This window comes from Aeromonas taiwanensis (assembly GCF_000820165.1).
GTDB lineage: Bacteria > Pseudomonadota > Gammaproteobacteria > Enterobacterales > Aeromonadaceae > Aeromonas > Aeromonas taiwanensis.
This window is the reverse complement of sequence record NZ_CDDD01000084.1, coordinates 1-13,668: the sequence shown is the minus strand read 5'-3', so window position 1 is coordinate 13,668 and position 13,668 is coordinate 1. Positions and strand designations below refer to the sequence as shown.

Genomic DNA, 13,668 nt, shown 5'->3' with positions numbered 1-13,668 from the left:
GGAACCGGAGCGTATAGATATACGTGAGGATTCCGAGCAGCACATGAGCCTTGATCACGGCTTCGTAGTAAGAGTGTGAGCAGATTCGTCAATGAATTTACGGGCGTTGGGTGACCAACGCCCGTCTGCATAACTGCTGATATAGCAACAGGATGAGTATGTCGAAGCGCGATTTCTACGAAGTGCTCGGGGTATCGAAAGGTGCCGACGAGCGCGAGATCAAGAAGGCGTACAAGCGTCTGGCCATGAAGTATCACCCGGATCGCAACCAGGGTGATGCCGCGGCCGAAGAGAAGTTCAAAGAGGTCAAGGAAGCCTACGAGGTCCTGACCGACGAGAACCTGCGTGCCCGTTACGACCAGTACGGTCATGCCGGGGTGGATCCGAGCCAGGGTGGCGGCCACGGCGGCTTTGGCGGTGGTGCCGACTTCGGCGACATCTTCGGCGACGTGTTTGGCGACATCTTCGGTGGTCGCGGGGGCGGTCGTCGCGGCCCGGCCCGTGGCTCCGACCTTCGCTACAACATGGAGCTGACCCTGGAAGAGGCGGTGCGCGGGGTCTCCAAGGAGATCAAGATACCGACCCAGGTTCACTGTGAAGTCTGCAACGGCTCCGGCGCCCATACTGGAAGCCAGGCCCAGACCTGCCCCACCTGCCACGGCTCCGGCCAGGTGCAGATGCGCCAGGGCTTCTTCGCGGTGCAGCAGCCCTGCCCGCACTGCCACGGTCGCGGCAAGATCATCAAGGATCCGTGCCGCAAGTGCCACGGCGAGGGTCGCTACCAGAAGACCAAGACCCTGTCGGTCAAGATCCCGGCTGGCGTCGACACCGGGGATCGCATCCGTCTCTCCGGCGAAGGGGAAGCGGGGGAGGCCGGCGCACCGGCCGGGGATCTCTACGTACAGGTCCACGTGCGCGAGCACGAGATCTTCGTGCGTGACGGCAACGATCTCTACTGCGAGGTGCCCATCAGCTTCACCACGGCGGCCCTGGGTGGCGAGATCGAAGTGCCGACCCTGGATGGCCGGGTCAAGCTCAAGGTCACCCCGGAGACCCAGACCGGCAAGCTGTTCCGCCTGCGGGGCAAGGGCGTCAAGTCCGTGCGCTCCGGCCAGGTGGGGGATCTGATGTGCAAGGTGGTGATCGAAACCCCGGTCAAACTGACCGAGACCCAGAAAGATCTGCTGCGCCAGCTGGACGACTCCTTCAGCGGCGCCGCCGCCAAGACCCACAAGCCGAAATCCGAAGGCTTCTTCGAAGGGGTGAAACGCTTCTTCGACGATCTGACCAAATAAGCGCGACTCGCGTGACCCAAGCCGGCCTCTATGGCCGGCTTTTTTTTTGCCCGGGATCCGGCCCTATTGAGTGGATCCTGATGAGGGATCTTCCTCACAACTTCCACCTCTTCCTGCTGTGCAAATGTTATCCCGCTCACAGTTGGCTGAAACGGTTTAGCTGGCATATTGAGTTGGCTAAAGCGGTTTAGCTATCCTCAGCCCGTCGATAACAACAGCGCCCGGACGGGCGACACATGACAGGTGAGGAAGATGACGATGCACAAGAGCAAGTTGGCGCTGGCCGTGGCGCTGGGATTGGGGATGAGCAGCCCGCTGTGGGCGGCGGATGGTGGTATCGAGGCCCGCCTGGCGGCGCTGGAGGCGCGGGTGCAGGCGGCCGAGGCGCGCGCCACTGCGGCGGAAGCGCGGGCCGATGAGGCCGAGAGCAAGGCGAGCGAGGCCCACGAGACCGCCGCTGTGGCCAAGGCCCAGAGCGAGAAGGTGGACAAGCAGACCGCCGCAGCCCAGGGCTTCGAGTTCCACGGCTATGCCCGCTCGGGCCTGCTGGTGAACGGCAATGGCAACGGTGGCCGCGGCGGCCCCTACATCACCCCGGCCGGTTCGGTGGGCGGGGCCGTGGGGCGCCTTGGCAACGAGGATGACACCTACATGGAGGCCAACCTGCTGAAGACCCAGACTTTCGACGATGGCAGCTGGGCCCGCTACAAGCTGATGCTGGCGGACGGGGTGGAGACCAGCAACGACTGGACCGCCAGCGATTCCAGCCTCAACACCCGCCAGGTGTTTGCCGAGATCGGCGATCTGGCGAGCTTCAGCGGCCCCTTCCAGCACTCGGTGCTTTGGGCGGGCAAGCGCTTTGACCGGGACAACTTCGACATCCACTGGCTCGACTCGGACGTGGTCTTCCTCGCCGGCACCGGCGGCGGTGTCTATGACGTGCAGCTCGCCGACAGCTGGAAGGCGAACTTCTCCCTCTACGGGCGCGACTACGGCGACATCAGTGCGAGCGGTCTCTCGGACATCGAGAGCTACATCCTCACCATGAACAACCGCGTCGGCAACTGGCAGTGGATGCTGAACGGCCTCTCCGCCAAGGACAACGAGACGCGCATCAACGACGGCGGCGCCGGCAGCGAGGCGGCGAACAAGGGGGCCCACACCCTGGTGGCCTACCACGCCGACAGCTTCTTTGGCATCAACCCCGGCTTCTCCAAGGCAGCCGTGCTCTATGGCCATGGCCTCGGGGCCGAGCTCAAGGGGCTGGGCTCCGACAGCGAGCTGCTGCCGGATGCCGATGCGGTGCGAGTGGCCGTCTTTGGTGCCACGGATCTCAGCCCGCGCTGGCGTGTCGCCCCGGCCCTGCTGGCGGAGCAGAGCCAGGATCGCTACGTGAAGGGAGACGAGTACAGCTGGGTGACCCTCAATGGCCGGCTGGCCCAGGTGCTGAGCCAGAACGTCGAGCTGGTCTACGAGGCGACCTGGCAGTACATGGATCTCGATCCCAAGGGCTACAAGGGGCGCCAGGCGGTGAGTGGCGACTTCACCAAACTCACCTTCGCCCCCACCTTCAAGGCGCAGACCGCCGGCTTCTTCGAGCGGCCCGAGCTTCGCGTGTTCGCCACCTGGATGGACTGGTCCTCCGAGCTCGACAACTACGCCAGCACCGACGCCATGGGCCAGAACGATTTCACCGCCGGTGGCGAGTGGAACTTTGGCGTGCAGATGGAAACCTGGTTCTAGTTCGTTATCCCGATCACAAAAATGGCAGCCGGCGTCGGGATCTGTTGGTTGGCTAAAACGGTTTAGCAGATAATGCGGACCAAGAGATCAGGGCCCGGCTCTGGCAAATCCTGTGCAGCAGTGGAGTAGCAAGGTGACGAATCGTGTGTGGGTAATGGGGGATGCGGTGGTGGACTTGATCCCGGAAGGGGAGGTGCACTACCTCAAGTGTCCCGGCGGCGCGCCGGCCAACGTGGCGGTCGGGGTGGCGCGGCTCGGCGGGGAGTCGGCCTTCATCGGCCGGGTCGGCGCGGATCCCTTCGGCCGCTTCATGGCCGACACCCTGGCAAGGGAAGGCGTCGACATCCGTCACCTGACCCTGGATCCGGCCCATCGCACCAGCACAGTGCTGGTGGAGCTCGATGAGTCAGGGGAGCGCAGCTTCACCTTCATGGTGAGGCCCAGCGCGGATCAGTTTCTGAGCCCCGCCGATCTGCCGGTCTTCCAGGCCGGGCAGTGGCTGCTGACCTGCTCCATCGCGCTCGCCAACGAGCCGGTACGCAGCAGTTGCTTGCAAGCCATGGCGACCATCCGGGCGGTCGGGGGACGGGTCTGCTTCGACCCCAACCTGAGGCCCGAGGTGTGGGGCAACCCCGCCGAGATGCTGCCCGTGGTGCGCGAGGCCATCGCCCTCGCGGACGTGGTCAAGCTCTCGGTGGAGGAGTTGCAACTGCTGAGCGGTCTGGACGATCTGGCGGCCGGGCTCGCCACCATCACGGGACCCGCCCTGGTGCTGGTGACCCGGGGGGCGGCCGGCGTGGTGGCCCGCCTCGGGGGCGAACTGCTGGAGTGGGTGGGGCCCAAAGTGGTACCCATCGACACCACGGGAGCGGGGGATGCCTTTGTCGCCGGTCTGCTGGCGGCCCTTGCCAGGGGGGAGGGGGTGCCCGCCTTCAGCGAGCTGCCCGCCATCCTGGCCCAGGCCCATGGCTGCGGGGCACTCGCCACCACCGCCAAGGGGGCCATGACGGCACTGCCCACCCGCACCCGGCTGGATGAATTTTTGCGATCGGGCGCAAGCGGCTGTTGATCCGCGGCTAGAGCCGCAGGGCGACAGACCCTACTCTCATGTGACAAGGGCCCGCCGACGGCGGGCCATAAGAGGAAGAATATGAATATCAGTGCGATAGCCAAGGATCTGGTGCCCCTGCTCGGGGGCAAGGAGAACATCGTCAGCGCCGCCCACTGCGCCACCCGGCTGCGGCTGGTGCTGGCGGACGACAGCAAGGTGAACAAGGCCGCCATCGACAAGCTGGACGGGGTCAAGGGGTGCTTCAGCAACGCCGGCCAGATCCAGGTGATCTTCGGCACCGGCCTGGTCAACAAGGTCTATGCGGAGTTCGTGGCCCTGACCGGCACCGGCACCGCCAGCAAGGCGGAGCTGACCGACATGGCGACGGCCAAGCTCAACGTGGCCCAGCGCCTGGCGCGAACCCTGTCCAACATCTTTGTGCCCATCATCCCGGCCATCGTCGCGTCCGGCCTGCTGATGGGGTTGCTCGGCATGGTGCGCACCTATGGCTGGGTCAACGCCGACAGCGCCCTGTTCGTCATGCTGGACATGTTCAGCTCGGCGGCCTTCATCATACTGCCGATCCTCATCGGTTTTACCGCGGCGCGGGAGTTTGGCGGCAACCCCTATCTGGGGGCGACGCTGGGGGGCATCCTCACTCACCCGGCCCTGACCAACGCCTGGGGCGTGGCGGGGGGCTTCAAGACCATGGACTTCTTCGGGCTGGATGTGGCCATGATCGGCTACCAGGGCACCGTCTTCCCGGTGCTGCTGGCGGTCTGGTTCATGTCCCACCTGGAGAAGCAGCTGAGAAAGCGCATCCCCGATGCTTTGGATCTCATCCTCACCCCCTTCCTGACCGTCATCCTCACCGGCTTCGTGGCGCTGCTCTTTATCGGCCCCGCCGGGCGGGTGCTGGGGGATGGTATCTCGTTCGGTCTGAGCGCCCTCTACGAGCAGGCGGGCTGGCTGGCGGGCCTGGTGTTTGGCGGGACTTATTCGCTGATCGTCATCACCGGCATTCACCACAGCTTCCACGCCATCGAGGCGGGCCTGCTGGCCAACCCGGCCATCGGTGTCAACTTCCTGCTCCCCATCTGGGCCATGGCCAACGTGGCGCAGGGCGGGGCTTGTCTCGCGGTCTACTTCAAGACCCGTGACGTGAAGATCAAGGCCATCACGGTACCGGCGGCCATGTCCTGCCTGCTCGGCATCACGGAGGCGGCCATCTTCGGGGTCAACCTGCGCTACATCAAGCCCTTCCTGGCCGGTCTGTTCGGCGGGGCCTGCGGCGGCGCCTACGTGGTGGCGGCCAAGGTCGGCATGACGGCGGTGGGCCTGACCGGCATTCCGGGCATGGCCATCGTCCAGCCCATGAGCCTCATCCACTACGTCATCGGTCTGGTGATCGCCTTTGGCGCCGCCTTCGCCGCCTCCTACCTGCTCAAGTACAAGGTGGAGTGATGAAAGAGAGCCATCTCCTCAACCAGGTTGTCCGGTCCCTGCTGGCCGGACAGCTCAAGGCGGCGGCCGATCCCCATCGGCCCCGCTGGCACCTGGCAGCCCCGGTGGGGCTGCTCAACGATCCCAACGGCTTTATCGAGCACGGCGGGCGCTATCACCTCTTCTACCAGTGGAACCCGCTCGGCTGCGAGCACCGCAACAAGGGCTGGGGCCACGTCACCTCCACCGATCTGCTGCACTGGCAGCACGAGCCGGTGGCGCTTCTGCCCACCGAGGTCTACGAGAGCCATGGCTGCTATTCGGGGTCGGCGGTGAGCGACGAGCAGGGGCGCCTGACCCTGGTCTACACCGGCAACGTCAAATACCCGGACGGCAGCCGCACCGCCTACCAGTGTCTGGCCCGTGACGATGGCAAGGGGGGCTTCGAGAAGCTCGGACCCGTGCTGGCGCTGCCCGAAGGCTACAGCGGCCACGTGCGCGACCCCAAGGTGTGGCACGACGGCCGGCAGTGGCTGATGGTGCTGGGGGCTCGTACCCTGGACGATCGAGGCGAGGTGCTGCTCTATCGCGGCGATACCCTGGATGGCTGGACGCTGGTCGGTCCCATCGCCGGTAGCGGGCACGGGGGGCTCGGGGAGTTCGGCTATATGTGGGAGTGCCCGGACCTCTTCCCTCTGGCGGACCGTCACGTGCTGATCAGCTGCCCGCAGGGGATTGCCCCACAGGGAGAGGATTATCGCAACCTCTACCAGTGTGGCTGGCTGGCGGGCCACTTCGACGGAGCTCAGTTCGAGCACGGGGCCTTCCACGAGCTGGACCGGGGCTTCGAGTTCTACGCGCCCCAGACCACCCGGGACAGCCAGGGGCGCCGCCTGCTGTTCGCCTGGCTGGGGCTGCCTGAAGAGAACGAGATGAGCCAACCCACTGTCGAGCATGGCTGGATCCACCAGATGAGCTGCCCGCGGGAGCTGTTCTGGCAGGACGACTGGCTCTGCCAGCGGCCGGTGGCAGAGCTGGACGCCCTGAAAGGAGAGCAAACCCGCTTCGAGGGGGCGCCGGGCGAGCTGCCAGCCCTGGCCATTGACGCGGCCTGGCTGGACCTGTCCTTGAGCGGGGAGGGGCGCCTCGGGTTTGGCGCCGTGGCCGAGCTGGTGTGGCAGCCGGGGCGCCTCATCCTGCGTCGCCAGAACTGGCAGAGCGGGGAGTGGGAAGAGCGATCCTGCCCCTGGCTTGGGGGGAGCATCACCGTCTTGTGCGATCGCTCCAGCCTGGAGTGCTTCGTGGACGGTGGTCGCCAGACCCTGTCTACCCGCTACTTCCCCGGTGAAAACCCAGTACTTTCCGCACGTTGTGACGGTGATGACAGCAAAATTTGCCTCGATCACTGGCCGCTGGCGGCCTGCCTTGTACAATAGCCCGGTGTCAGTTTGCCGGGAGGTCAGGTGGAGAAGAAGAAACGGATCACGATTGCCCAGATAGCCACGCTCGCGGGGGTCTCCAAGGCCACCGCCAGCCTGGTGCTCAACGGCAAGAGTGCGGAGTACCGCATCGCCGACGATACCCGCAAGCGGATCCAGGCGGTGGCGGATGAGTGTCACTACCAGCCGAGCATCCATGCCCGCTCCCTGCGGGCGGCGCGCAGCTACACCTGGGGGCTGGTGATCCCCGACCTCACCAACTTCGGCTTCGCCAGCACAGCCCGCGCCCTCGAAGCCCACTGCCGGGAGGCGGGGATCCAGCTGCTCATCGCCTGCTCCGAGGATGACCCCACCCTGGAGCAGCGGGTGGTGGACAACCTCATCAGCCGCCAGGTGGACGGCCTCATCGTCGCCTCCAGCGGCCACAGCGATGACATCTATGCCCGCATCCACGACCGCCTGCCGGTGGTGCAGCTCGACCGCCACATCGGCGAGTCGCGTCTGCCCATGGTGATCTCGGATGCCTGCAAGGCCACCGCCGAGCTGGTGCAGGACATGGCGGCCGGCTGCGGGGAGGATATCTACTACTTCGGCGGCCTGCTGGATCTCTCCCCGAGCCGCCACCGGCTGGCGGGCTACGAGCTGGGGTTGCACCGCGCCGGGCTGGAGGCCACATCAGACCGGGTCCGTCATCGCGACTACCAGCCAAGCTCCGGCTATCAGCTGATGGCCGAGCTGGTGGACGAGCTCGGGGCGCCCCCCAGGGGGCTCTTCACCGCCTCCTTCACCCTGCTCGAGGGGGTGCTGCGCTACCTCAACGAGGCGGGGTTGATGGAGACGGGGATGCGGCTGTGCACCTTCGACGATCACGACCTGCTCGACTGTATTCCCATGCGTATCGACTCCGTGGCCCAGGATTGCCCGGCCCTGGCCCGTGCCACCTTCGAGCTGATGCAAAAGCTTATTGCGGGTAATGCCCCCACCCAGACCGCCCAGGTCATCCCCCCCAGGGTGCGCTGGCGCAGTCGCCGTTGACCCGGAAGATGAAAAAAGCCCCGCCAGTGCGGGGCTTTTTGTCGTGGGGCGAGGGCGTGCCTCAATCCGTGGTGCTGGCGCGCCAGAAGATCTGCTTGATGCGGGGATGCTCCCCCAGCCGCTTCATCAGGGCGTCCAGCTCGTCGCCATCGATGGAGGTGGCCAGCAGCACCGCCGAGATCTCCAGATCCTGCTCCCCGAACGGCTCGATATCGAGCTCGCTCAGGGGGTAGTTGGCCTGCTCTAGCATCTGCTCCAGCCAGGGCAGCACCTCCTTCTGGTGGGTGCGGCGGATGAGGGCCGTGACGCGGTAGGTCACCTCGGTGTCGGTATTGTCCACCGGGTGGCGGTTGATCTGGTTCACCAGGGGGCGCAGCAGAGTGTTGGCCGCCAGCACGAAGAGGGCACCGAGCACGGCCTCCAGGGCAAAGCCGGCACCGCTGGCGGCCCCCACCGCCGCCACGCCCCAGAGAGTGGCGGCGGTGTTGATGCCGCGGATGTTGCCGGATTCGCGCATGATGACGCCGGCGCCGAGAAAACCGATGCCGGAGACGATGTAGGCCACCACGTGGACCACGCCGTAGCTGCCGCCGTGCAGGTCATAGATGCGCTGGGCCAGGTTGACGAACAGGGCCGCCCCCACGGCGACCAGGACGTTGGTGCGAAGGCCGGCGGTGCGCTGGCGATACTGGCGCTCCAGACCGACCAGGCTGCCGAGCACGAAGGCGAGCAGCAGGCTGGCCAGGGTGTCGAGCAGGGCGAGAAAATCGAGTTGTTGCCACATTCTCATGGGGTTCTCCTTCTAAAGGTGCCGGTTCGACGCTGCCCATCTGGGTGACGAGATGGGGCGATGAGGCATCGAGGGCGCAGCGCCGGCGCAGGATGAATGCAAACTAGGGGCCGTGCCCGGAAGGCGGGCACGGAACGAACGGAGCGTGGCCGAGGTGCCCGGGAGGGCAGTCAGTGCCGGGCGGGTCGCTGTCCGGGCGCAGCTCCCAGCGCACGGGGCGAGTGGCCCCGACCTGGTGGACGAACTGCACCAGATAGCGGCGCTGGGGCGGGGTGCAGCAGAGGCTCAGCACCAGCATCCGGGCATCGCCGCGAGCCGGCGTCATGGACTGCGCGGGGTGCAGCCCGGCCGGATGCAGGGTGCGGTTCACCAGATCCAGCACCTGCGCCATGTCGGCCCGATCCTCGCAACGGATCTGTAGCTGGTAGTGGTGCTGGCGCCGCTTGCCGCGCAGCCAGAGCGGCAACAGGCCGTGCCCCAGTCTGCTCAGCAGGGAAGGGGATTCGCCAGCAAGATAGTTGTTTGAAATCAAACGCATAGTAGCCTCCTTTTGGGAAACAGAAACTATGCAGGCAAGGTGTCCGGCCGGGGCTGGTCACCTGACGTCAAGTGTAAAGAGAAGGGAGACGGTTCCGCATCTCGCTGGGGTAGCGAGTCGCGGCAGGGAAGGACCTGCGGCTAGCTCGCGACCGGGGGGCCGACAAGGATCGGCGTGCATCTGTCACTTGATGAGTTGCCCACTGATGGTCTCCGCCAGGGATGAAAGAGGCGACATGGTAGCCGATGAGACAGCCGGGGTAAACCCTGGGGTCCTGATAGCAACATATTGAAACATAATAAAAAAGAGATGGAGGAGTCGATGAGGACGCCTCATTCCCCCGTGTTGGCTGGCCGCTCGGGCGGCCTCTACTTTCCGATGCAGGGGCATGTCTCACCCGTTTGCGTGGGCGCGGTCCGTGTCTCCCATGGGCGTCTCGTGAGGCGGTGGTGAGGTGCCACTCGCCATTTAATTAGATATTGCTAATTTAGTGTTTATTTATACAATGAGGTAAATATCAGGAGTTGCTAATTTAAATCATGACCCCCCTCGACGAGATGAACCGGCACGTCGCCGCGGCCGCCGATCTGCTCAAGGCGCTGGCTCACCCGGAGCGCCTGAGGGTGCTCTGTCAGCTGGTGGAGGGGGAGAAGGGAGTCGGGGAGCTGCTGGCGAACAGCCAGCTCGGCCAGTCTGCCTTCTCCCAGCAGTTGTCGGTATTGAAGCGTTGCGGGCTGATTCGTTCGCGCAAGGTCTCCCAGCAGATCTTCTACTCGCTGGTGAGCGAGGCGGCCGTCGATGTGCTGGCGGCGCTGCAAACCCATTTTTGTCACTCAGATGAGGAAACACGATGATGGAAAGCCAATGGCTGCTCTCTCTCGGAGGAGGCATGCTGGCGGGGCTCTCGGCCCTGATCTTGATGCTGTTCAACGGCAAGGTGGCCGGGATCAGCGGCATCCTGGCGGGGGCCCTGCAACACAGAACCCCCTGGCAGGTACTCTTCCTGCTAGGTCTGGGTCTGGGGGCCTGGCTGGCACTGAATGCCGGCTGGGCCAGCATGCCTGCGTTCAGCACCCTGCCGGGCTGGCCGCTGGTGCTGGTGGCCGGACTGCTGGTGGGCATAGGCACCCGCCTTGGCAATGGCTGCACCAGCGGTCACGGCATCTGCGGCATGGGCCGCCTCTCGGTGCGCTCCATCGTGGCCACCCTCACCTTCATGGCGGCCGGCGTGCTCACCGTCCTCGTCACTCACCATCTGTTGTAAGGGGTTGATCGTCATGGCATTGATGACAAGTTTGCTGGCGGGTCTGCTGTTTGGTCTGGGTCTGGCCATCTCCGGCATGATAGATCCCGCCCGGGTCACCGGCTTTCTCGACGTGGCGGGGGCCTGGGATCCCAGCCTCGCCTTTGTGATGGGGGGGGCCCTGGCCGTCTTCATGCCGGGCTACTTCCTGCTGGTGAAACCCCGCCGCCAGAGCCTGCTGGGGGAGCCAATGGCCAGGGTGCCGGCCCCCGTGCTGGATCGCCGTCTCATCGGTGGCGCCGCCCTGTTTGGCATCGGCTGGGGTCTGGTGGGGATCTGTCCAGGACCAGCCCTGAGCCTCATCTCGAGCGGGCAGCCCATGATACTGCTGTTCATCGGGGCCATGGTGGCCGGGATACTGCTGGTGGACCGGGGCTGGAACAAGGGGGCAGGAGCAGGCTCGCAAGCCCGGTAACGCCTGATCCCCCTCATCCCGAAGATCCCGTGTTCAACGGGCTGGCCATTTCCCTCATCTTCGGGATCCCGGTCTCGACCCGGTTGACCCTGGTGGTGATACCCTTGCTCTATTACGCCCTGCTCGCGCGCCGGGGCTGACGGTGCGCCCCGGATGGGGAAGAGAGCCATGAGAAAACTGTGGTGGGGAGGCGGGGTCGCCGTGCTGGCGACCCTCGCCCTGGCCTGGTGGCTGCGCCCGGTGGCGACGCCCGTCCCGCTGGTGAGCGTGGATCGCGGCGAGGTGCGCGTCACCGTCGTCAACACCCGGGCCGGCACCATCAAGTCGTGCCGCCGCTCCGGCCTGAGCCTGCCGGGCGGTGGCGTGGTGAGCGAGCTCGCGGTGCAGGCGGGGGAGCGGGTCAAGCAGGGGCAGCAGTTGCTGCGCCTGTGGAGCGGGGATCTCGAGGCCGAGCTCGCCCGCGCCCGGGCCCAGTCCATCCTCGGGCGCACCGAGCGCGAGCGCAGCTGCACCGAGGCCGAGTTCTACCGGCGCGAGGCGGCGCGCCTGGCCGTTCTGCTGGCCAGGAACCTCACCTCGCGCACCCTGGCCGAGCAGGCCCAGAACCTGGCAGACAGCCGCCGCCTCGCCTGTGAGGCCGCGAGCGATCAGCTGGGGGTGGACGCCGCCCAGGTGGCGCAGGTCGAGGCGCGCCTGACCGAGCGCACCCTGCTCGCCCCCTTCGACGGCGTGGTGGCCGAGGTCAACAGCAAGCTCGGCGAATACATGACCCCCTCGCCCCCCGGGGTCGCCATGCCCCCCGTCATCGATCTCATCGACGATACCTGCCTCTACGTCTCCGCCCCCATCGACGAGGTGGACGCCGCCCGCCTGCGCCTCGGCCAGCCGGCCAGGGTGCTGCTCGACGCCATGCCAGGGCGCGAGCTGGTGGCCAGGATCACCCGCATCGCCCCCTATGTGAAGGAGCTCGAGAAGCAGGCCCGCACCGTGGAGGTGGAGGCGGCCCTCGAGGAGCAGTCCGGCGATGCCCCCCTGCTGGTGGGCTACAGCGCCGATCTCGAGGTGACCACGGGGCGCGCCGAAAGGGCCCTGCGCATCCCCGCCAGCGCCCGGGCCGAGGATGGCAGCGTGCTGCGTCTGGAGGGGGAGCGCCTGGTGCGCCTCACCCCGAGCTGGGGGCTCGAGAGCTGGAACTGGGTTGAGGTGACCTCGGGGCTCGCCGAGGGGGACAGGCTCGTCGCCCAGCCCGCTCTCATCAAGGGGGAGGGGCCCTACCGCCCCGAGGAGGCCCATGAGTGAGCTCATCCGCCTCGAGGGGGTAGGCCGGCGCTTCCATCTGGGGGGCAGCGAGGTGCTGGCCCTGGACGGCGTGAGCCTCGCCATCGAGGCGGGGGAGTACCTGGCGGTGATGGGGCCCTCGGGGTCGGGCAAGTCGACCCTGCTCAACGTGCTGGGGCTGCTGGACAGGCCCGACGAGGGGGAGTACTGGCTCGAGGGGGCGCGCACCGCCCGCCTGGCGGAGCCCGAGCTCGCCCGCCTGCGCGGCCAGGCCATCGGCTTCGTGTTCCAGTCGTTTCACCTGGTGCCGCGCCTCACAGCCTTCGAGAACGTGGCCCTGCCCCTGATGCTGGCCGGGATGGCCCCCGCCGAGCGCACGGCCCGGGTGGCGGCCCTGCTCGCCGAGCTCGGGCTCTCTGCGCGCGCCGACCACAGGCCCGCCGAGCTCTCCGGCGGCCAGCGCCAGCGGGTGGCCATCGCCCGAGCCATGGTGACCCAGCCGCGCCTGCTGCTCGCCGACGAGCCCACCGGCAACCTGGATTCCCGCTCAGGGGAGGAGGTGATCGCCCTGCTCGAGCACCTCAACCGGGAGCGCGGGGTGACCCTGGTGGTGGTGACCCACGACGAGCGGATCGGGGCGCGGGCGGGGCGGCGCATCCGCATGAACGACGGCAGGCTGGAGCCCCCATGCTAGGGCGCGACGCCATCGCCTTCGCCGCCACCGCCCTGCTGCGCCATCGCGGCCGGGCCCTGACCCTGATCGCGGCGGTGAGCCTGAGCGTCGCCTCCGTGCTGCTGCTCACGGCCCTGGGGGAGGGGGCGCGGCGCTACGTGGCGGCGGAGTTTGCCAGCCTCGGCAAGGATCTGCTGGTGATGTTTCCCGGCCGCAAGGAGACCCGGGGCGGCCTGCCGCCTCTGACCGGCAATAGCCTGCGGGACATCACCCTGGAGGACGTGGATTTTCTCGCCCGGCGCGAGCCGGCACTTCGCCTGGTGCCCCTGGTGCTCGGCACCGCCGAGGTGGCCGCCGGCGGGCGGCTGCGCAGCGCCATGGTGCTCGGCACCCGCAACGGGCTGCGCGAGACCCACGGCCTGACTCTTACCTCCGGCCGCTGGCTGCCGGCGGGCAGCCCGCCGGTCATCCTGCTCGGGGCCACGCTTTCCCGCGAGCTGTTTGGCGAGCGGGATCCGGTGGGGCAGTGGGTGCGCCTCGACGGGCGCCGCTACCGGGTGGTGGGGCGCTTCACCAGCCAGAGCAGCAACCTCGGCATGGATCTCGCCGAGACGGCCCTCATCCCGGTCGAACGGGCCCTCACTCAGTTCAACACCGAGGGGCTG

13 protein-coding genes and 1 pseudogene are annotated in these 13,668 nt (G+C 66.9%); 12 read left to right on the top strand and 2 right to left on the bottom strand.

Annotated elements, in window-relative coordinates; translation table 11 throughout:
- Positions 1-158 precede the first annotated feature (158 nt).
- From dnaJ to BN1136_RS14420, 6 genes are all read left to right on the top strand, one after another.
- Entirely contained in the window at positions 159-1,295 is a 1,137-nt protein-coding gene (dnaJ, locus tag BN1136_RS14445; protein ID WP_043759160.1) for a molecular chaperone DnaJ, read from the top strand.
- 252 nt (positions 1,296-1,547) lie between these two features.
- On the top strand, positions 1,548-3,038 hold the full coding sequence (locus BN1136_RS14440; RefSeq protein WP_081843656.1) for a carbohydrate porin: 1,491 nt from the start codon (positions 1,548-1,550) through the stop codon (positions 3,036-3,038).
- 112 nt (positions 3,039-3,150) lie between these two features.
- Entirely contained in the window at positions 3,151-4,107 is a 957-nt protein-coding gene (locus BN1136_RS14435) for an aminoimidazole riboside kinase (RefSeq protein ID WP_081843657.1), read from the top strand.
- 81 nt (positions 4,108-4,188) lie between these two features.
- Entirely contained in the window at positions 4,189-5,553 is a 1,365-nt protein-coding gene (locus tag BN1136_RS14430) for a sucrose-specific PTS transporter subunit IIBC (RefSeq protein WP_043759165.1), read from the top strand.
- The gene (locus tag BN1136_RS14425; protein ID WP_043759166.1) at positions 5,553-6,968 is read left to right on the top strand and encodes a glycoside hydrolase family 32 protein; all 1,416 of its coding nucleotides are present in this window, start codon (positions 5,553-5,555) and stop codon (positions 6,966-6,968) included. The genes BN1136_RS14430 and BN1136_RS14425 overlap by 1 nt, the downstream gene beginning before the upstream one ends.
- Before the next feature lie 27 nt (positions 6,969-6,995).
- The gene (locus BN1136_RS14420) at positions 6,996-8,006 is read left to right on the top strand and encodes a substrate-binding domain-containing protein (RefSeq protein ID WP_010673652.1); all 1,011 of its coding nucleotides are present in this window, start codon (positions 6,996-6,998) and stop codon (positions 8,004-8,006) included.
- Between the two features lie 61 nt (positions 8,007-8,067).
- Here the strand turns inward: BN1136_RS14420 and BN1136_RS14415 are convergent, their stop codons facing one another.
- Positions 8,068-8,796: an MgtC/SapB family protein gene (locus BN1136_RS14415; RefSeq protein WP_029314049.1), complete on the bottom strand. Its 729-nt coding sequence runs from the start codon at positions 8,794-8,796 to the stop codon at positions 8,068-8,070.
- 181 nt (positions 8,797-8,977) lie between these two features.
- Positions 8,978-9,334: pseudogene (locus tag BN1136_RS14410) on the bottom strand (hypothetical protein); the annotation flags it as partial.
- 539 nt (positions 9,335-9,873) lie between these two features.
- On the opposite strand from BN1136_RS14410, the gene BN1136_RS14405 reads away from it, so the two are divergent.
- The 6 genes from BN1136_RS14405 to BN1136_RS14380 form a co-directional block, all read left to right on the top strand.
- Complete coding sequence (locus tag BN1136_RS14405) at positions 9,874-10,188, top strand: ArsR/SmtB family transcription factor (RefSeq protein ID WP_010673655.1); 315 nt, start codon at positions 9,874-9,876, stop codon at positions 10,186-10,188.
- Entirely contained in the window at positions 10,185-10,598 is a 414-nt protein-coding gene (locus tag BN1136_RS14400) for a YeeE/YedE family protein (protein ID WP_041201475.1), read from the top strand. The genes BN1136_RS14405 and BN1136_RS14400 overlap by 4 nt, the downstream gene beginning before the upstream one ends.
- A 13-nt stretch (positions 10,599-10,611) precedes the next feature.
- Positions 10,612-11,052, top strand: a complete 441-nt coding sequence (locus tag BN1136_RS14395) for a YeeE/YedE family protein (RefSeq protein WP_043759170.1) — start codon at positions 10,612-10,614, stop codon at positions 11,050-11,052.
- A 168-nt stretch (positions 11,053-11,220) separates the two neighbouring features.
- Positions 11,221-12,351, top strand: coding sequence for an efflux RND transporter periplasmic adaptor subunit (locus BN1136_RS14390; RefSeq protein WP_043808767.1), 1,131 nt, complete (start codon positions 11,221-11,223; stop codon positions 12,349-12,351).
- Entirely contained in the window at positions 12,344-13,024 is a 681-nt protein-coding gene (locus BN1136_RS14385) for an ABC transporter ATP-binding protein (protein WP_043759189.1), read from the top strand. The genes BN1136_RS14390 and BN1136_RS14385 overlap by 8 nt, the downstream gene beginning before the upstream one ends.
- Positions 13,018-13,668 (top strand): ABC transporter permease (locus BN1136_RS14380; protein WP_043808763.1); only part of this gene is annotated, 651 nt, incomplete at its 3' end. The genes BN1136_RS14385 and BN1136_RS14380, both read left to right, overlap by 7 nt.